At 50.1% G+C, this 20635-nt stretch carries 15 protein-coding genes and 1 riboswitch; of the genes, 6 read left to right on the forward strand and 9 right to left on the reverse strand.

Features of this window, described 5'->3' with window-relative positions; translation table 11 throughout:
- Window positions 1-213: 213 nt before the first annotated feature.
- The 3 genes from P9J64_03120 to P9J64_03130 all read right to left on the reverse strand — a co-directional run bounded on the left by P9J64_03120 (window position 214) and on the right by P9J64_03130 (window position 3000).
- A complete protein-coding gene (locus P9J64_03120; protein ID MDG5467304.1) occupies window positions 214-1245 on the reverse strand; it encodes a DUF933 domain-containing protein in 1032 nt (343 codons plus the stop codon).
- A gap of 192 nt (window positions 1246-1437) precedes the next feature.
- Window positions 1438-1953: a ferritin family protein gene (locus P9J64_03125; GenBank protein ID MDG5467305.1), complete on the reverse strand. Its 516-nt coding sequence runs from the start codon at window positions 1951-1953 to the stop codon at window positions 1438-1440.
- A gap of 132 nt (window positions 1954-2085) precedes the next feature.
- Complete coding sequence (locus P9J64_03130; protein MDG5467306.1) at window positions 2086-3000, reverse strand: nitroreductase family protein; 915 nt, start codon at window positions 2998-3000, stop codon at window positions 2086-2088.
- 333 nt (window positions 3001-3333) lie between these two features.
- Between P9J64_03130 and P9J64_03135 the strand changes: the two genes are divergently transcribed.
- Entirely contained in the window at window positions 3334-4098 is a 765-nt protein-coding gene (locus P9J64_03135; protein ID MDG5467307.1) for a TIGR01458 family HAD-type hydrolase, read from the forward strand.
- Between the two features lie 806 nt (window positions 4099-4904).
- Here the strand turns inward: P9J64_03135 and P9J64_03140 are convergent.
- From P9J64_03140 to ggt, 4 genes are all read right to left on the reverse strand, one after another.
- Complete coding sequence (locus P9J64_03140; GenBank protein ID MDG5467308.1) at window positions 4905-5414, reverse strand: flavodoxin; 510 nt, start codon at window positions 5412-5414, stop codon at window positions 4905-4907.
- Window positions 5415-5564: 150 nt separating this feature from the next.
- Window positions 5565-7052 (reverse strand): YdgA family protein, encoded by a 1488-nt coding sequence (locus P9J64_03145; GenBank protein MDG5467309.1) that lies wholly within the window; start codon window positions 7050-7052, stop codon window positions 5565-5567.
- A 52-nt stretch (window positions 7053-7104) separates the two neighbouring features.
- On the reverse strand, window positions 7105-7581 hold the full coding sequence (locus tag P9J64_03150) for a hypothetical protein (GenBank protein ID MDG5467310.1): 477 nt from the start codon (window positions 7579-7581) through the stop codon (window positions 7105-7107).
- Between the two features lie 276 nt (window positions 7582-7857).
- Entirely contained in the window at window positions 7858-9597 is a 1740-nt protein-coding gene (ggt, locus tag P9J64_03155; GenBank protein ID MDG5467311.1) for a gamma-glutamyltransferase, read from the reverse strand.
- A gap of 337 nt (window positions 9598-9934) precedes the next feature.
- Between ggt and P9J64_03160 the strand changes: the two genes are divergently transcribed.
- The 4 genes from P9J64_03160 (at window position 9935) to P9J64_03175 (ending at window position 17454) form a co-directional block, all read left to right on the forward strand.
- Complete coding sequence (locus P9J64_03160) at window positions 9935-12184, forward strand: PAS domain S-box protein (protein ID MDG5467312.1); 2250 nt, start codon at window positions 9935-9937, stop codon at window positions 12182-12184.
- 1 nt (window position 12185) lies between these two features.
- Window positions 12186-13847, forward strand: a complete 1662-nt coding sequence (locus tag P9J64_03165; GenBank protein MDG5467313.1) for an FAD-dependent oxidoreductase — start codon at window positions 12186-12188, stop codon at window positions 13845-13847.
- Window positions 13848-13939: 92 nt separating this feature from the next.
- The gene (locus P9J64_03170) at window positions 13940-15469 is read left to right on the forward strand and encodes an aminotransferase class V-fold PLP-dependent enzyme (protein MDG5467314.1); all 1530 of its coding nucleotides are present in this window, start codon (window positions 13940-13942) and stop codon (window positions 15467-15469) included.
- Window positions 15470-15627: 158 nt separating this feature from the next.
- Window positions 15628-15714: riboswitch (cyclic di-GMP riboswitch) on the forward strand.
- 66 nt (window positions 15715-15780) lie between these two features.
- On the forward strand, window positions 15781-17454 hold the full coding sequence (locus P9J64_03175; protein ID MDG5467315.1) for a hypothetical protein: 1674 nt from the start codon (window positions 15781-15783) through the stop codon (window positions 17452-17454).
- A 349-nt stretch (window positions 17455-17803) separates the two neighbouring features.
- Here P9J64_03175 and P9J64_03180 read toward each other — a convergent pair whose 3' ends face one another.
- Window positions 17804-18670 (reverse strand): LysR substrate-binding domain-containing protein, encoded by an 867-nt coding sequence (locus tag P9J64_03180; protein MDG5467316.1) that lies wholly within the window; start codon window positions 18668-18670, stop codon window positions 17804-17806.
- A 119-nt stretch (window positions 18671-18789) separates the two neighbouring features.
- On the opposite strand from P9J64_03180, the gene P9J64_03185 reads away from it, so the two are divergent.
- Window positions 18790-19080 carry a DUF1127 domain-containing protein gene (locus P9J64_03185; GenBank protein MDG5467317.1) on the forward strand — a complete coding sequence of 97 codons (291 nt, stop codon included), beginning with the start codon at window positions 18790-18792 and terminating at the stop codon, window positions 19078-19080.
- 43 nt (window positions 19081-19123) lie between these two features.
- Here P9J64_03185 and thiI read toward each other — a convergent pair whose 3' ends face one another.
- Window positions 19124-20278, reverse strand: a complete 1155-nt coding sequence (thiI, locus tag P9J64_03190; GenBank protein ID MDG5467318.1) for a tRNA 4-thiouridine(8) synthase ThiI — start codon at window positions 20276-20278, stop codon at window positions 19124-19126.
- Window positions 20279-20635 lie beyond the last annotated feature (357 nt).

A 20635-nucleotide genomic window follows, 5' to 3' on the forward strand; every position in this document is an offset into this window, starting at 1 on the left:
TCTCACAGAGGTTACAATGCTTGGATTTTTTCTAAAAGTTAAGAAACCAACGTTAAGGCCTTTGGCTCGGGTTTTATCCTATACATCCTGGACATCCCTGTTAAATATTGCCTTGGGTGCAACAAGCCCAGTCAACCATGGGGACACTACAGGGACACTTCCGGAAGTGTCCTCAATGCTAAAAGGACTCTCTGCAATTCCATGCAGATGACCTCAAACGTTGAAGAGGAAGTGGCAGATATCACCGTCCTCAATCGTGTAGTCTTTACCGTTTAGCTGCATCTTACCCGCCTTCTTGACAGCCTGTTCAGAACCGGCGGCCATCAGGTCGTCGAATTTCATGACCTCAACCCGGATAAAGCCTCGTTCGATGTCACTGTGGATCTTGCCACCGGCCATTGGCGCGCTGGAGCCTTTGCGGATGGTCCAGGCGCGGCACTCATCTTTACCAGAGGTGTAGAAGCTCATGAGGCCAAGCGCGTCGTAAAGAGCGGCGTTAATCCGGTCGAGGCTCGGTTCGGTGATGCCCATTGCCTCCATGAATTCTTTACGCTCCCCTTCGTCATTGATAGCCGCGATTTCGCTCTCGATCGCACAGGAGATAGTAAAGACGCCAGGCCCGAAATCTTTGCCGATATCATCCTCGGAGACGTTGTAGGCAAAAAGCAGCGGCGTACGAGTGATCAGCTCGAGGCTTTTGATCGCATGTTCTTCGTCAGGAGCAAGTTCTACAGTGCTTAAGAAGCGTTCCTCCTCCAGGGCCGTGTTTAAGCGTTGCAGGACTTCTTCTTCCAGAGCTTGCTCTGTCGTCTGACCTTTCTTCTTGTCTTTGGCGAGGCGCTGCAGGCGCGTCTCCACCAACTGCATGTCGGCCAGCAATAGCTCTGTTTCGATCGTGGCCCGATCACGCTCTGGATCCACCGATCCGGCGGGGTGAAAAACATCCGGTGAGTCGAAGGATCTGATCAGCAGGCAGAGAAGATCACAGCGCTGGGCAGGGTCCATCCAGAGGCGCGAGGTGCCGCTAGCGGTAATATCAGGGCAGAGTACGAACTGGTTCTCTGCATAAGTGGTCTTTTCAGGGTTGTAAAAATCGCGTAAAGCATCTACACGGCTGTCTTTGATTGTTGCACTACCTTCGATGGCCTCACCGGGTTTAACAGTCGGGGGTATGGATCGTCCGGTCAACAGCGTGAAGAGGGTTTTCTTGCCCGTCTGGGCCAGACCCAATATTGCGATCTTCATAAAGTTATCCTTTTTGACGGTTGGTGTTGTTCTGAACTGCGCTATGAGATGTCAACCAAGACAGTATACTGGTGACGAAGTCCGAAAGGTAGCTGGGACGAGAGAGGGACACTTCCGGGAGTGTCCCCGAGGCTCAAAAAGGGACACTCAAAAGGGACACTAAATATTGAGTGGCCCTGACTGACTGCCAGGTTAAATGTCAGTGTCGCGCCCATACTGGCGGAATTCACCCAGGTTGCTGAACTCCCCCCATTCAAGATGCTGGTTCGGTGCATTAACAAAGTGGAAGACGTTTTCAAGAATATTGAAGTGCCTGTGTTCCTCAGCAGCAATCTTAAGCAGCAGGGCTTTTACCTCGGCATCCTCTTCCTTTTCGGCAGCCTCTTCGTAGAAACGGAAACTCTCGGCTTCAAGCTTCATGGCGTGTTGGTAAGATGGCAGTGGCCCGTTGATCTCCTCTAAAACCTGCTTACCGCGTGGCAGCAACAAAAAGACATTCTTGGCCGTCTCGAGAGTTTTTGACTCCGGCAGCTTTTGATCTCGCCGCCCCTCTTTCAGAGCGCGAAAAATTTCCAGGTGTTTCTTTTCATCTTCGGCCAGGTCAGTAAAGATCGTCTTCAGCCCCGGCACTGTGGCTGCTTTCGCCAGACCAGTGTAATAGTCGTAACCGTTGTCTTCCATTTGCATTGCAAAATCAAATACGTTCATAAAGTTTCTCCAAAGTGGTTGTAAGGTGATTCTCTCAACTTTAGTAGAGGTGACACTGGTGTCAAGCCTGGGAGGCAACAGACGACACGAGAGGGACACTTCTAGTAGTGCCCCAGGTCAAGAGTCCCCGGTTCAGTGCAACCCTGCACCCTGGTCATGGCTGAAACGTCGTACGATCGCCTTTTTAAACGGCACGGTGGAAAACCCCAGCACCAGGGCCAACGCGAGCTTGTTATCTGGAGGAATTCCCAGCCTGGCAGACAAAACCTTATTGCGCTGCAAAATGGGCGGTGCACCACCGATTACGCAGCTGCCCAGGCCGAGCGACTCGGCGGCCAGCATGGCGTAGGTACAGGCGATCACAGCGTCTGGCTCTCCGGCGTAGGCGGAGTAATGGAATAACAACACCGCCGGAGCACCCCAAAATACCGTGTCCCGCCCTTCTTCCCAAGTCTCGACGTATTTGTTCGCCAAAGGCACGATAAAGTCGCTAAACTGATCATTTTTCACCTGGCCCATGACTGGTCGCATCATCTTGAGTACACCTGGCCGGAAGAGCTTAAGCATCCCACGGTAGCCCTGCACCACCTCCCCGGCCAGCTCTCGAACCGCGTCAAAACCATTAATTGTGACCACGCCCACATCCCACGGAGGAATCCCCATAGGCGCAGACGACGCCATGGCAATCACCTGTTCGATCAGTTCAGGCTCAACTGTTCGGTCACTAAATTTACGGACGCTGCGGCGCGCAACAAACAGGTTTTTAAGTGCCTCGGCATCGGCCCGCGCTTCCTGCGGCGGCAGTGGCTGAAGATCTTCGGCGGAGAGGTTGCGACCGCTGATTGTAAGACAACCTTGCGGGCACACCATCATGCAGTGGCCGCAGGCGATGCAGCCGAAACCGGCATCAACCTGCTGAACGGCCTTATCCTTGATTTGCAGCACCTCGACCCCGCAATTCTTCACACACACCCCGCAGAGCGTGCAGTATTCCCTGTCGACCGAGAGTTTGCCAGTTTCGTGGTACAAGCTGTGTTTGACGGCCATGTTCCACCTGCCTTTCAAAGACTTTCCATCGTTTCGATATCGACTTCGCCCCTATTTTAAGGCCACGGGCCGCGACCTTTAAAGAATCGTGGTCAGAATAAATTATACATTCCATCAATCCTCTTGCCACAAACTGCGCAACAAAGTCAGCAGAGCAAAGCCGGGCAGCAGCAATTGAATAAAAAAACCAAAGGGACACGCTATTTTGCGTCTCCCCAGCTCCAGCAACTTGACTTGGTCCAACCTCGGACACTGGCACCGACAGGCTCGTGCAGGTGGCCTGCGAGAATGCCCCTTTGCGATATAATTGGCAGAAATACCAAACAGCGAGGGTTGGTCATGATCAAAGGTGTGTTACTCGACCTGAGCGGGACGATTTATGTTGATAATCAGGTTCTGCCCCGGGCATTAGAAGCAGTGCAAAAGCTGCAGGCAGAGAAAATCCCCATGTGCTACCTAACGAATAGCTCTCGTAGTTCTCGCAAGGAAATACTGCAAAAGCTAATAGGTATGGGCTTTGCCGTCAATGAAGAGGAAATATTCACAGCCCCCCTGGCCGTCCAGGGTTACCTGCGAGAGCATGAGCTCTCTCCCTGGTTGCTTGTTCACCCTGCGATTGAAGAAGAATTCAAAGAGTTCTCCGGTGGAACTCCCGACGCAGTTGTGCTCTGTGATGCCGCCGAAGCCTTGTCCTATGAGAATCTTAACCAGGCTTTCCGGCTCTTGATCAAGGGGGCTCGTCTGTTGGCTGTTGGTGACAATCGTTTCTTCAAAGAGGCCGGCGGTATGAGTTTGGATGCCGGGCCTTTTATCCGTGCCCTGGAGTATGCCGCCGATTGTGAGGCAATTGTCCTCGGCAAACCGTCTCCGGCCTTTTTTCATTCAGCGGTTGCCCAACTCGGCTGCCGACCAAGAGAGACTTTGATGGTTGGCGACGATGTTTTCGCAGATGTTAATGGTGCGCTGAAAGCCGGGTTAAAGGCGGCACTGGTAAAAACAGGGAAATACCAGCCGGGAGACGAACAGAAAATTGCTGCACCTGGGGCATGTGTCTGCAACGACCTGTTCGATGCGGTGGATGGAATTTTGGAGAACTAAGAAGTAAAGCAATTGAATGGGGGCACTTAAAAGGGACATTCGAAATGAAACCGACCTTCCTCAAACCGGATCTGACACGATATACGCAACGTCCTTTTCCGTCCTACCGGTACCTGCCTTACCAAAAGGATAATCCCCTTCCCCATCCGCGCACAGATCCGGCCGGTCACTCCTACAATGATGAAGACGACTACCTTCTTCACTTTTCACCAAATGATTGGCGCACCTGCTAATCATACCTGTACGGCATCGACCTCTTCAACCATGGTTACTGGTGGGAAGCGCACGAAGCACTGGAAACGGTGTGGATCGCTGCAGGTCATAAATCAACAGATTGTGGCGTTTTCGTACAGGGCTTGATCCAATTGGCTGGGGCGCAGTTAAAGCGATTTAGCAACGAACCCCGCGGTGCGCAGTCACTCACCCGGTCCGGCATTGAAAAGATAAGTTTTGCAGAGGGTGTTTATCTTGGCATCGAGGTAGTTGCTTTGGTTGAGGATGTGGAACGATGTTTAAAGGAAAATTGTGGTGTGTATCCGCGGATTGAGTTGAGATTTTGATAACTTGAGGGGACACGAGAGGGACACCTCAGGAAGTGTCCCCGATACCCATGCGCCTGAATCCTGTCATTACCGCTTAACTTATCCACTTTGGTTTAAAAATGGGGTTTCGAAGGCCTAAGAATGGGCACTTTGAAGAGATATTTCTCTTGATTGCAGTTACTTAGTTTGGTCCGACCCCAATGTCGCACCCCAATGTCGCCGGTGTCACACACTCAATATTAAAGACCTGACCCCGCAGACAAATTAACTGATACCCGCTTCTTCCTGCAGTAGAGACACCCAGGCGTCCAGGCGCTGCTCTGTAAGCTGGTCCTGATTTTCAACATCAAGAGGCAGACCGAGGAAATAATCCCCTTCAACCGCGGCGGAGGCAGAGTAATCGTAGCCTTTATCCGGCCATTTGCCTATGATGGTCGCTCCGGCCGCCACCGCAAGATCATGCAGTGCCTTCATCCCGTCGACAAAGGCATCAGGGTAACCGACCTGATCTCCGACCCCGTACAAAGCGACCTTTGCCCCCTCCAACTGTGCCTCGCACAGGCAGTCATAGGCGTCGTTCCAGTCGATTTGCAGACGATCCCCCTCACCGCGCCAGCTTGAAGTGCCGAGAATCAGCAGATCACAGCCTTCAAGATCCGCACGGGTTGCGTTGGCAATGGGATAAAGGCGTGCGGTAGAGATTCGCTCCGCAAGACATTGAGCGATTAAGGCGGTATTGCCAGTGCTGCCGCCGTAAAATATTCCGATTTTCATGATGCCTCCTTTATCGACGAAGATAAAATCAATTTAAAACGGTAACCAGTTTGACATGTTAGCATATCAGCGCGGTCAGAGTGGAGTGGGGTCTTGAACTTTGAATTTACTCAAGATTAAAGAACTTAATTACACCCACCACTTTCCAAGCTACTGCCCAAAAAGTGGCAAAGCATGCCCATTCACCAGCAACTGACCACCATTAAACGAAGCATTACTTCTGATTTTATCTCCATCACGCACAATAAGATTCTGCGCAATATATATTTCCAGTTGCTCCCCCAGCTGCTGCTCGACCATAACATCGATCTCTGCATCGCTCATTTCGACCTCTACCCCGCTCGCGCGAACAGCTTCGAGTTCAAGCTCGAGAGAACTCTTTATATTGCTGGCCAGAAGAGCTCGAAGCAGACTCTCATCGACCGACAGTTCTGCTGATGATTCGAGATACTGAAGGTAGTCGAAGATGGCGGCAAGATTATCGGGAGCTTCCCCCGGTAGATTATCGAGTTTCAGTTTGAAAGTTCCGTCGGCCTCGCCCATCGGCGTGTTGACATAGAACCGATTGATATTGAATTCCGGGCTGCCGGTCATCATCGCCATCGCCAGATCGGTGTACAAGGGCAAGAGCTCTGCAAGCAAGGCATCCTGATCGTATATGTCGGCTTCACGATAGATGTCCATAACTTTTACCTGATAATCACTGAACGCATGGCCATCCATATTCTTCAGCTCCATATCGATGACCAGAGGCCCGTAGCTCTCACCGTCAAAGCTCGCCCCGTCGAAGGTCATGTTCTGGGTGACCTGTACAAGTTGGCCATCGAAGCTGCTATCTGTGACAGCCTTGAACCCTTTCAACTGTAAGACGGTCCTCTCTTCGCTATCTTCCTCGTCACCACCTTTCTCTATAAAGGCCAGCTCCATGCCTCCGGACACCATCTGAGTGGTTCCGACAAAGAGCATCGGCAAGGTCTCCACCAGATCGAAATCACCACGGATTACGCTCCAACTCAGAGTGCCATCATCAAAATGGATTTCTACTTTTGGCATATCGAGCGTTCCAACCAGCGTGCCAGCACCAGGGGCATAGTCCGTAGTCGCTATAAAGCCACCCCAGACAAACTCAACGCCCTCTTCATGCTTTTCAAATGGTGGGATTTCGATCTTGCCATTCGTGCTGCCATCGAAACCTAAACGAAGATGGAGGAAGGATTCTTTCAATTCCGGGATGTTTTGCAGTAGCTCCTCAAGGGCCTGGTCTTCGGGAGAGAAGAGCAGCATACGGGTATCGACCAGAGCCAGAGCAGGCGAGAACGAAACCTGGCCGTCAACGATCGGCAAAGGGCCATGATGCAGGGTGTGTTCAAAGACCAGCTCCACCGTCTCCATGGTGGGCTCCTCGCCTTCTTCAACGGGTATTTGGGGAACCTTTATCTCCAGAAGCATCTCAGCTTTAGAGCTAAAGAATCCACGTTGATAGCTCTTACTGGTCAAGGTTATCGGACCCCAGTGAGAATTCTGCTGCAGCAGGTTAAAATATTGATCCTCAACCTTGCTGCCTACGATATAAGTTGCGCCAGCCCAACCGACGACACAGAACAGAATGATTACGACAATAATGACTAATTTTTTCATACTTCTCCTAAACTGCTGTTCGGGGGACATAATACCTGTTCTAATCTCACCCCTACCTCTTCTCTTCCGACCGAAAAACAACAATCGTCTCTTTATTTCCTCTCCACAACCGCACCATCTTCATATTGTAACCATCAAACCCTTTATAATGATGCGGCGTCCTGTCCTGCCTTACAAACTTGATCTCATTGCGACCGGTAGCAATTTCAGCAACAGAAGCTGGCCAGAACTTGCCAAAGTAACCAGTACGTATGAAACCTTGCGCTCGTAGATCTGCCTCCAAATCTTTGAGAGAGTTGTAACGCACTCCTATCGCCAGGCGACTCTTTGTAACAAGAGCAGACGCTTGAGGCTCGCGAGTTAACGGCGGCCGTGAAGCGGTTCTGGGTTGTATAGGAGCGACAGCCACCGGCTCGTTGTAACTGGAATCGAGATCAACCTTCTCCACCGAACTTGAATCGAAGTAAAGAGCAACGATTAAGGCGATGACGAGGAAAGGTAGAAAGTATTTTGTTACCCAGTTGGTCATAAAATCCGAAACGCGTGGTGCGGTAGGTGGAACGCGAGTAAATAATCACCCAAGCATGCGACATATCTTTTCACGCAAACAATACATGCTTAGGCTCAAAGATCTCTCACAACGAGCAGATCGGATTCGATTTGAGCTAACAACTTGTCTTTGGGGGTGGCAACAAAAGGATATCAATAATTTCAATCATCTGGAACTATTTATTCTGGCTTTTATCTTAAACCTGGCATTGAAAAATTCTTTTTCCAGCTAAAGTCAGTGCTCAACGATTTAAGATCAAGGTCCTACCGCAAGCGCTGTCGATCTTCGAGGGTCGGCAGCGCCATTAAATAAACCTTTATCAATCAAAATAGATTGGCTAGCACCCATGGCTGATTTCTGTTTAACCTTATGCCCTTTTTCGCGAAGGATTCTGACAGTGTCTGGACTAAGCCCTTCTTCAATCCGCAATTCATCGGGTAACCATTGATGATGGATTCTGGGAGCAGCTACAGCACTTAGAATATTAAGATTGTGATCGATAACATTCATGACCACCTGCAGTGTCGTAGTAATGATGCGTGAACCACCGGGACTGCCTGTAACTAAAAAGTTTTTCCCTTGTTTCTTAACTATGGTCGGCGACATGGAGCTCAGCATACGCTTGCCTGGCTCAATCTTGTTTGCCTCGCCGCCGATCAGGCCATAGGCATTCGGTACTCCTGGTTTTGCCGAGAAATCGTCCATCTCATTATTCAGTAAAAACCCGGCCCCCTCTACGACAACTCCAGAACCATAGCTGAAGTTAATTGTATAAGTGTTTGAGACGGCATTGCCAAACTTGTCCACAATAGAAAAGTGGGTCGTTTCATTGCTTTCGTAGGGCAAGAACTCGCCAGGGCGAATGCGATGACTCGGAGTTGCTTTCTCGTCATCAATTTTATTTCGAAGGGTTGCTGCATATTCTTTCGAAGTGAGCTTTTTCATAGGAACTTGTACAAAATCCTCGTCCCCAAGGAACTGCGAGCGGTCTGCATAGGCCAGCTTCATAGCCTCTGCCATAAGATGGATGTTTCTTGCCGAATTATGACCCTCTTTAGCGACCGGGTAACCTTCAAGAATATTGAGAATCTGGATCAAGTGTACGCCACCGGAACTGGGCGGAGGCATTGAGTAGACATCATAGCCACGATAGGTCCCATGCACCGGCGTCCTTATCACCGGAGAATAGTTTTTCATGTCCTCCAGGCTAATCAGACCGCCATGTTTGTCCATCTCGGCGACCAGACGTTTTGCAGTCTCCCCTTCGTAAAATTCTCTGGCACCGTTTTCCGCTATGCGGCTTAAGGTTGCTGCGAGATCTTTCTGTTTAAACAGGTCGCCAGGCTCGTAATAACCATCATCTTTCTTGTAGAAGACCCGGGCAGATGAATCCCATTTTTTCAACAAATCTTCTTTATCTTTAAGGCCATTGCTAAACCTTTGAGTGACGATAAAACCTTCATCAGCAAGTTTAATTGCCGGTTTCATGGCTTCTGAAAGGCTAATAGTGCCGTATTTTTCCAAAGCCATAGCCAAGCCTGCAACTGTTCCAGGCACCCCAGTGGCCAGATAGGAATAACGCGACAAGTCACTATCGGCATTGCCGTCTTTATCAAGGAACATGTCGACAGTTGCTTTGCTTGGGGCTTTTTCTCGATAGTCGATAGCAACGACATCATTCTGCTTTTCAGAGGAGATCATCATAAAGCCACCTCCCCCAATATTTCCCGACCTTGGTTGAGTGACCGCCAACACAAAGGCTGCTGTCACCGCAGCGTCAATTGCATTGCCCCCTTCTTTCAAGACCTTTTGCGCCGATTCACTCGCAATAAAATGACTTGTTGCCACCATCCCTTCATCACCCAGAACGGGGGACATCCTTTCACCCCCAATAATTACGTCTGAATAAGCTGTTTGAGATATAAAAAGGATTAGGCTGCACAGCAGCACACATACACGCAAAACATTATCTGGCAGACAGTTTCTCCGAGTCATAACAACCCCTTTAGAACAATTTGACGTTTCTTCAATCAGCTTACATGCAAGTCAAACGAAGTAAAGAGATTGACTGACAACAAAATTGGGGGCACTTAAAAACAAGTGTCCCCAGCTCTGTGAGATGCTGAATTAATGGTACACTTATGAAAAACAAGACCAAAGGCTTTGTGGTGCAAGGTGAATATATTAAGGAGTGCACGGCAAGCTTTAGAACAAGTTGAGTCAATCTCAAGGCATGAGTGTTGGTAATTTACCCCTAAATTAATTTCTCAAATTGCCTCCTCTTTTGTCAGGAAGAATCTAAGGTCAACCTAACCCTGAGCTGGAGACAGCAGTGGCTAATCAAGGGATCGTTTGTATCATAGAAAATGATGCACAGAGGTTTAAGGCTCTGCAAAAGATCCTGGAAAAAAACAATTACATAGTTATTAAGGTTGCAGCTAACGAAGAATCATCCTCAAACATTGTGGATGCTAGCCCCGACCTGGTCCTGCTTAGTGCACACATTACGGAAATTGATCTGTATGAGCTTATCGACAAGCTGAAATCAGATAAGCAGACCATTGATCTCCCCTTTATTTTCACAACAATCCCAGAAGATCTGGAGACCCGCTCAAAAGTCATCAAATCAAGCGATGATCTGGTACTTGAGCCATTTGATGAGCGTGAAGTTATTGCGCGCATCGAACGCCAAGTAACCGTTTCAAAAGTGCGTATGGCTCTGCGCGAGTCTGAGGCGAAGTTCCAGTCGGTCATGGAATCAGCCATCGATGCGATCATATCGGCTGATGCCGAAGGCAAAACCCTTTCCTGGAACAAGGCCGCCACCTCGATGTTTGGTCACACTGAAGCTGAGGTGCTTGGCAAATCCATAGAAATCATCATCCCCGAACGTTTCCGAACGGCCCATGCTGAGGGGATAAAAAGAGTTAGTTCGGGAGGGGCGACCCACGCGATCGGCAAAACCGTGGAACTTGCCGCCATCTGCAAAAGTGGCGATGAAATTCCGGTCGAGCTGTCGTTGGCAACCTGGTTTCTTGACGAGAAGCGCTATTACACCGGGATCATCCGAGATATCGGGGAGCGCAAACAGGCGGAACAGAAGTTCCGTTCAGTAACCGAATCGGCCATTGATGCCATCATTTCTGCCAACAATAAGGGAGAGATTATCAGCTGGAATCAAGCTGCCACCAAAATTCTCGGATTTAGTGAGGAGGAAGCAGTAGGTCAGTGGGTTGAGATCATTATCCCGGAACGATTCCATAAGGCCCATCGCAATGGTATGGATCGATTCAGCAAGACTGGAGAAGCACATGCTATTGGTAAGACGGTCGAGCTGGCGGCGAGAAATAAAAGCGGCGACGAAATACCGATTGAGTTATCTCTTTCGACCTGGATGGTTCGCAATGAACGGTACTACACCGGAATTATTCGCGACATAGGAGAACGTAAGCGTGCTGAAGAAGCGCTTCGCCAAAGCGAAAAAGAGCTGCGGAGAAAATCCCTGGAGATGAAGGAAAAGAACCAGGAGCTAGAAGCCACCTTGAAACAGATTAATGAGATGCACAATCAAATGATCATACAGGAGAAGATGGCCTCCCTGGGTAAGCTCAGCGCGGGCATGGCCCATGAACTGAACAACCCCGCTTCAGCAGCTCAGCGTAGCGCGGCTCATTTGCAGAGCATATTGTTGAAGCTACAGGAAGTACTAGCCCGAATCGGTTCAATTCCTTTCGAAGAGCGGCAGATAAAAATGTTTGCCGTGCTCGACGTGTTGGCCAGGGAGCGCTCGCATGAACCTGTAGAGTTGAACGTTCTTACTCGCACGGATAGAGAAATCGCCCTTGAAGAATGGTTGCGTGGTCAAGGCTGTCGGGATCACGGCGAAGTCGTGCCGGCCCTTGTTAACGTCGGTTTCGTGAAGGAAGATCTCGACGAACTTATGAAACCATTCACCGGGGAACAAGTCCCTGTCGTCATCAGGTGGTTTGGCCTCAAGCTCACGATCTATAGCTTGGTCGAGGAGATCGGCTTGGCCACCGGTCGGATTGTAACCCTGGTTAAGGCTCTAAAAACCTATACCTACATGGACCAGGCACCCGTTCAATCGATTGATCTTCGTAAAGAACTGGATAACACGCTCATCATTCTGCGCAGCAAACTGAAAAAGGGCGTTGAAGTTGTTCGTGAATATGCCGAGGACCTTCCTGCGATCGAGGCTTATGCCAGTGAGCTAAACCAGGTTTGGACGAATCTCATTGACAACGGGATTGACGCCATGGAGGGGTCTGGAACCTTGATTATCCGAGCAAAACGGGAAGATCCTTGGCTCGTGGTCGAAATAGAGGACAGTGGCCCGGGCATCCCCCCTGAACATCTGCCGAAGATTTTCGATCCCTTCTTCACGACCAAACCTCCGGGTGAGGGGACGGGACTCGGCCTGAATATAAGCCGAAACCTCATTGTCAAGAAGCATCATGGGGAGATGTCCGTGATGTCGAAGCCCGGCTCAACTTGTTTTACAGTTCATTTGCCGATGGACTTCCGACCTGCCGAAAAATTAGACACGTCAAGGAGCTCGTGAAATGAATAAACCAATTATTCTTGCCATTGATGATGAGCCTCAAGTGCTAAATGCCGTTTCCAGAGACTTACAGGCGCAATACCAGAACGAATATCAAGTGATGAGAGCCTCCTCGGGGCAAGAGGCCATCGAAGCGGTGAAGGAACTTAAACGAAGAAATCTTGCCATTGCGCTTTTCCTGGTTGACCAGCGCATGCCGACGATGACAGGCATCGAGTTTCTATCAAAGGCTGCAAAACTTTATCCAGAGACAAAAAAAGTTCTGTTGACGGCCTATGCTGATACCGATGTTGCCATCTCCAGTATCAACTCAATCAACCTTGATTACTACCTGATGAAACCCTGGGACCCGCCTGAGGAGAGACTCTATCCTGTGCTTGACGATTTGTTGAGCGATTGGTTGAACACTGTACCGATACCTTATGGCGGAATTCGGGTCGTCGGTACGCTATATTCCGCCAAATCACACTACATAAAAGATTTTCTTGCCCGGAGCCAAGTGCCCTATAAGTGGCTGGATTTCGAGAAAGACGAAGAGGCAAAAAAACTTCTTCAATTGGATTCCGCTGAAGATTTCAGGTTGCCGACGCTGTTCTTTCCGGATGGCAGCAGTTTGGTTGATCCGGAGCTATCAACTTTGGCAGACAAGGTGGGGATGACGACCCATGCAAAAAAACCATATTACGATCTTATTATTATCGGGGCAGGTCCAGCAGGACTTACTGCAGCGGTATACGCGGCATCCGAGGGCTTGAAGGCGATTGTCATAGAACGGAATGCAGCAGGTGGACAAGCCGGCATGAGTGCCCGTATCGAAAATTATCTCGGCTTTCCTCAAGGTATCAGCGGAGCCGACTTGACTCGCAGGGCGATCACCCAGGCCAAGCGTCTGGGTGCAGAGATTCTAACCACTCAGGAGGTTAGTAGCATGCGCGCTGAGGGGCCCTACCGCTATGTCAGCCTGAAGAACGGAACCGAGTTGAGTTGTAAAGCTCTCCTGCTTTCGACAGGTGTGGCTACCAGGCAGATTAATCTTCCAGGAATCGATAAGCTGATCGGTGTTTCAGTCTATTACGGAGCTGCAAGCTCGGAAGCAGTTCATTACAAAGGAAAAAAAGTTTATGTGATCGGCGGAGCCAACTCCGCCGGACAGGGTGCCATGTTTTTATCCCGCTTTGCCCGTGAAGTCGTTTTGGTTTACCGGGGCAAATCCCTTCGAAAGAGCATGTCGACCTACCTCATCGATCAAATAAGTCAAACAGACAATATTACGACTCTCCGCAATACAGAATTAACCGCTGTTGAAGGCGCCGCAAAGTTAGAAACCATTACTTTAACAAATAATGACAGTGGAGAATCCATATCTGAAGCGGCCGATGCCGTTTTTATTTTTACCGGCGCTGTCCCAGCCACGGAATTAACCGGTGACCTCATTCAAAAGGACGAGAATAATTATATTTACACCGGACCTGATTTGTTTATTGACGGCAATCGACCCAAGAATTGGACCTTGCCAAGAGATCCTTTTATCCTCGAAACCAACGTTCCAGGCATCTTTGCTGCTGGCGATGTAAGGCATGGCGCGATTAGACGAGTGGCTTCCGCCGTGGGACAAGGAGCTGTAGCTGTTGAGCTGATTCATAAATATCTGGAGACGGTTTGATTCCTGGTCGCCCCTATAAGGTGCCCTGAAAAGATTTTCTTTAATGGAATCACCTTCTGTGCTGGGTGGTTTTTCCTTTCGGGAGAATAATCATGACAACCAACAACAAGTTTCCGAATCTAATTAATCGGGACGCCCCCCTGGAAATGCATGGAGAAGAATTTCGAGAGTTGGGGCATCAACTTATAGAGGATATTGCAGAATTTCTCGATGATCTCCCACAACGACCTGTCACTACCAACGAGTCCTTTCTAAAAATACGCCAGTTGCTTGGCAACGACAATCTTCCCGAAAGAGGGACTTCCGCAAAAGAATTGTTTGCAGAAGTAACAAATCAACTCTTCGACCACTCACTATTTAACGGACATCCTAGGTTCTGGGGATATATTACATCCTCTGCAGCTCCAATCGGAGTACTGGCCGACCTGCTAGCCTCGGCATTAAACCAGAACGTGGGGGCCGCTATACTGTCGCCAATCGCAAGCGAAATAGAGGCTCAGACGATTCGCTGGGTCGCAGACTTGATTGGCTACCCCAGGACCTGTGGCGGACTTCTAGTTAGTGGCGGGAATATGGCAAACTTTGTCTGTTTTCTGGCTGCTCGCAAGATAAAAGCAGATTCGGATTTTAACGAAGAAGGCCTATCCACAAGTAACCGACCTCTTGTTGCTTATGTTTCAAGAGAAACCCACACTTGGATAGACAAGGCCGCCGAGCTGTTCGGCTTGGGGGCCAAGCATGTACGTTGGATTGAAACAGATTCAGATCAAAAAATGGACATGGAAGCCCTGGAAAAACAAATCAAATCAGACTTATCTGACAACTATCTTCCTTTTCTAGTCGTTGGCTCGGCCGGGACAGTCAGTACGGGGGCCATTGACCCACTGCCCACGATTGCAACCATCTGCAAAAAATACAATTTATGGTTCCACGTCGATGGCGCCTACGGTGCACCGGCAGCCGGGCTACCGGACGCACCTGAGCACCTGCTGGGATTAGTACAGGCGGATTCACTCGCACTTGACCCTCACAAATGGCTATACAGTCCGCTGGAAGCAGGCTGTGCTCTGGTTCGTGAGCAACAGCATCTGATTGAAACCTTCAGCCATCATCCCACTTATTATAATTTTGACGGAACAAAAGAAGACCCGCCAATCAATTACCTCGATTTCGGCTTACAAAACTCTCGTGGTTTCCGCGCATTGAAGGTATGGCTGGGCCTCCGCCAGGTTGGCCGGGCAGGCTATCTTCAAATGATCGGCGACGACATCGCTCTTGCGAGGCATCTCCACATAGAAGTTGGTAGATATCCGGAATTACAAGAGGCAACTCAAAACTTGAGCATTACGACCTTCAGGTTCATACCTCAGAGCTTGAACAAGGAATCAGCAACTGCAGAGGATTACTTGAATAAATTGAACGAGGAGCTTGTCAACCGGTTGCAAAAAAGCGGAGAGGTCTTCATTTCAAATGCTGTCATTGGAGGCAAGTATCTTCTGCGTGCCTGCATTGTTAACTTCAGGACAACCTCATCTGATGTTGAAGCCTTACCGAAAATCGTCCTCAGTTATGGCAAAGAGCTTGATGCCGAGATAAGACCCGAAGCGTTAAGGTCTGACTAGAAGAAGCATTACATTCGCATTTGTTTCCAATTACTTACATGGCCTTTGCTGCGGGAGGATATTTATTAATCCTCCCACAATGTGTTGTCGATAACTTTTGTTAAATTAGCCCCCCCTTGACTCCAGAACTAACAGGAGAGGATAATAAATTTAACAGGTCTCGATAAAACCAAACCTGCTGAAAAGCGGGGACGGAAAGCGGCGGATCTCACCTCCTTTCACTACAAGATGGCCGAGCTACCGAAGGACAAATTCTAACGGTAAGCTCGGCTTTTTTACTTTAGTGTGAGCGGAGCGGAAAGGGATCAGCCATGAAAAAAATCTGCCTATGGGGATTGGTCGTTCTCCTCAGTTCTCTTTCAGGAGTAGCCCTTGCCCATGAAAATCATTCGGAAGCGCAGGCATCAGGTCCTGCGAACATTTACGGTGACCAGTTAGGTACCGTGATCCTACCTTTTTCCTGTAACGAAACAGCCAGCAAATCAGCAGAACGCGGACTCGCTCTGCTGCACCACATGACCTACGTAGGAGCCCGCGCAGCCTTTACTGAGACGGTCGAAACCGATCCAGACAGCGCCATAGGCTACTGGGGCCAATCGATGAGCTATATTCATCCACTCTGGTCAGACCCGCCTGACGAAGCTGAGTTTGCGAGAGGCAAAGAACTGGCATCGGAAGCCGCAAAACGGGCCAGGAATGAGCAGGAAAGAGCCTATATCGCGACGTTGGAAAGTTACTATTCCCAAGAACGAAATATTAGCGAAAAGGTAAATTTGGCCGCATACGCTGAAGCATGGCGCAAGGTTTATGAACAGTTCCCGAAAGACATTGAGGCTGCCAGCTTCTACGCTCTCGCTAATTTGGCAACTGTCGATCCAGGCGACAAGAGCTATTCAAAACAGAAACAAAGCGCCAGGATCACCAAGCAGGTCCTCGAAAGTGTTCCCGATCACCCTGGAGCACATCATTACACCATCCACGCCCTGGACTACCCGACCCTGGCCATAGAGGCACTTGAAGTCGCACGCAACTACGGCAAAATTGCCCCGGCGGTTCCCCATGCGCTGCACATGCCGGCCCACATCTTCACCAGGCTCGGGCTATGGGATGAATCGATCGACATGAACCGTCGCTCAGCAAACGCTGCCCTCAAACATCCGGCAGACGGAAAGATTTCATTGCACTATCTCCATGCCTTGGACTACCTGGTCTACGCCTACCTGCAAAGGGGTGAAGATGCCAAGGCCGAAGAAGTTCTTAACGAGCTGATGGCTGTTAAAGGACCATATCAGACTCACGTGGCATCCGCTTACAGCTTCGCCGCTGTTCCGGCACGCATGGCTCTCGAACGACAGCAATGGGCAACTGCGGCAAACCTCGAAGCACAAACTCCAAGCAACTATCCTTGGCAAGTCAATCCCGCCATGGAGGCGATCACCTACTTTAGCAATGGTCTCGGAGCGGCTCGCATAGGCGACACTGTGAAGGCACGTGAAGCGATCGAGCACCTCAAAACACTCGAAAAGCAGGTGGTTAAATCCTCTGCTTACTGGGCCAAGCAGGTCAAGATTCAAAGGTTATCTGTCGAAGCTTGGCTTGATTATGCAGGAGGCGAAAAGGATGCGGCCCTAAAAACCATGCGCGAAGCCACGGCATTAGAAGCCACCACAGAGAAGCACCCGGTTACACCAGGCGAAGTTTTGCCTGCTCATGAGTTGCTGGCCGACATGCTGTTAGATTTGAAACAATACCAAGAGGCACAGCAGTACTACGAGGCGACCCTGGAACGGAGCCCCAACCGCTTTAACAGCCTTTATGGAGCTGGCCGCACTGCTGAACTTGCGGGAGACAAAAAAACAGCGGCACGTCATTACGGCATGCTCAACGAAGTTGCAGCGACAGACTCAAAGCTAAAAAGGTTGGAGAAGTCGAGAGCTTTTTGCGGGGAAAGTAATACTCTTTATCAAATATGCTCTGCACTCTGAAAATTGATCTCCCCTATAAGGGGTGAGTTAAGTGCCGGTGACACTTGCCGGGAAGGCTAACGCGCAAGTGTCACCAAAATGAATGCATCCCAAGCATCAACTTCATCTGTTGGCTTACACTCTACCCTCTTCTGTGTGTCGAACGTTTTACAGGTTTCTTAGCAACCTTCTGTCTGACCGGACCAAGAACGATTATATCTGGCTCTAAGTAGCTTAAGATATTCGATATTATTAGGCACACTATCATTAGCAAACACCCTATTTGCACTTCTATCAAATATCACATTTGCGTCCTATTGATAGCTTTCAATAACAAAACAATCCCAGCTTTTGCCTCAAAGCTGGGATCTCATTGACCAACAGCCCCAAAAGCTTTGGCAATATGTTCAGCCAGAGAATCAACAATACAATTGTCAGTTGCCGGGTTGCGATGCAACAGGAAATATACACTCGGCAACAATGGTACCCCCTCTTCGGGCAGCAACTGACGCATCCCCGGCGGGATAATGCTTAAGCTTGTCGCCGTTACAGCCAAGCCTGCAATAACCGCTGACTGCAAGCCCATATTACTTGGGCTGCTATAAGCGACCCGATAAGCAATCTCTGCATTCTCCAAAGCCTCAATCGCCCAGGTTCGGTAAATACAATCATTGGGAAACAAGGCTAGGGGCAACGGGGTTTCTTCGTGAGGTCGATGCTGCTCCGAGGTAGCCCACACCACCGCTTCTTGACTCAACAGCAAGGTGTTCTCTTCATCAGGAACAGCCGAGGTCGTCATTGCCAGATCCAGCTCCTGGCGCTTCATGCGCTGGCGCAACTGGGTGCTGGGCTCGCAAATAACCTCAACCTGCACCCGCGGGTGAGTACGCGAGAACCCAGCGAGGATCTCGGGGAGAAAACGGGTCGCGTAATCATCGGGCAGACCAATACGCACCCAACCGGAGAGCTCTGGCCGGGTCAGAAGCGAAACCGCTTCTTCATTCAGCTTCAGAATTCGCCGCGCATAGTCGAGCAGAGTCAGGCCATCCGAGGTCAAGCTCGAATGTCGACTGTCACGTTTCAGAAGTGGTTTCTCAACCAACTCTTCCAAACGCTTGATCTGCATACTGACAGCAGACTGGGTGCGATGCACCAGCTCTGCAGCCTGGCTGAAATTTCCGGTATCAGCAATAGCAACAAAGGTTCGCAACAAATCGGTCGGCAGGTTCATCGCCATAAGGCCTCCATGCATCAATAATATTGATAGCTAGCATAAATACAATTCGTTTGATTGATCAAGTTTTATTTCGCTATAGTCGATTCAAACAGAACACAAACAATAAAAGGAGACAGATCATGATCCTGGAAAGATGCCCCACCCCATGTATAGAGCGCCCGACAAATGGCTTCTGGCAAGACCTCGGCAGCATCCTCAAGCGTATTGGCAACACCATCATACGTTGGGATCAACTGTCTGAACAACGTCGGCAATTGGCCGAGATGGATGATCGGTTGCTCTCTGATATCGGGCTGAGCCGGGCCGATGTCAGCAGAATGACCAACAGGAGATTCTGGGATGATCCGGTAAGTCGTGGAGAAAGGGTCGATGAGCGTTATCGCACCTCAGATCAGGTGCCAAAAATCTAAGCAAACCGTTCAGAACTGAAGTTCAGAATGGTGCCAACGGCGATCAAAACTCGAGCCGTTCAACGCTTTCCACGGCCTCCAGCAACAACTCTTCGAGGCCGTCGATGTTGGCTTCGAATTGCTTGACCAGGTCGAGAACACCACGCGTCTCGGGGTGTGGGGCAATCATGAAGGAGCAGCAGTCTGGATAGGGTTCGATCGAATGTTCGTAGGTTCCAATCTGTTTGGCAATCAGAATCGTTTCATCCTTGTTCATGCCCACCAGCGGCGAGAGGACTGGCAGCTGCGAGGCCTCTTGGATGCACTGCAGGTTGCTCAAGGTCTGTGAGGCCACCTGGCCAACCGCATCGCCCGTGACAATCGCCTTGGCCTGGTCTTTGGCGGCCAGCTGGTTGAGGATGCGCATCATGCAGCGGCGGTAGATAATCATGCGGTAATCCGCAGGAACAAAGGCGATGATGCGGCGCTGCAGGTCGCCGAAGGGCACCTGGTAGAGGGTGGAATGCAGCTGGTAGCGGGTCAGCACCTCGACCAGCTTTTCGATCTTATCGGAAACCGCGCCGGAGAACTGGGTTTCGTTACGAATATGGGTAAAGATCGCCCGACAGCCACGCTTCATCAGCATGTAAGCGGCGACCGGACTGTCGATGCCGCCAGAGAGCGAAACCATCACATCGCCGCTGCTGCCGACCGGCAAGCCACCCGGGCCGAGATACTTATCGGTAAAGAGGGTCGCCTCTTTGCCGGTTAGCTCGATATAGAGCCAAAGATCCGGAGCGCGCAGATCGACCTGCTTGCCTTTTAGCCCGCGCAGTATCGAGGCACCGACCGCACGGCTGATCTCTTCAGAGGTCATCGGAAACTGCTTGTCGGTGCGCTTGGTCTTGACGCCGAACGTCGTAAACTCCATCCCTGCCAGCAGGTTGACCGCCCGCCCACCAATCGACTTAACATCCTTCGGCGCACTGTGACCGAGAGAGAAGTTGACGATTCCCGGGATGCAGGAAAGGATCTCGCGCACGCGCTGCGGATCAGCCTGGGGATTCGGCTTGCACACCAGCCGACCCTGCTGCTTGCGCACTTCGCTGACCAGGGAGCCCAAGGCGGCACGCACATGGCGTATTAATGCATCTTCGAACTGGCGGCGGTTCTTGCCTTTCAGGGCGATTTCACTGTAGTGGATAACGATACGGTTCACAGGAGGACCCTTCTACCAAAAGAGGTGTCCATACATTATGACGTATCTTGAGTTTTTTGTTCAAACCGAAGTATTTTTCATCAGAAGAGACGGTTCGCCAAAACAGCAGCCAGCGACTCGTAAAAACAGGCTCTGGGGACAGGCCCCTTTTTACAAGATTAAACCGAAAAAAACCAGGTTGCTCTCACATACCTGGTGATTTTAATTGCGGCGCCCAGACCTGTAAAGGCTAGATTTCAGAACTGATTACGGGGACATACAATTTGCGTGTCCCGACCTAAAGGGAATCGGGGATCTGCGGAACTTTTGTCACAGGCGTGAGACTAAGGATCACTTTTGTAGGTGTAACTTCAACAC

This window comes from Deltaproteobacteria bacterium IMCC39524 (assembly GCA_029667085.1).
Classification (GTDB): Bacteria; Desulfobacterota; Desulfuromonadia; order Desulfuromonadales; family BM103; genus M0040.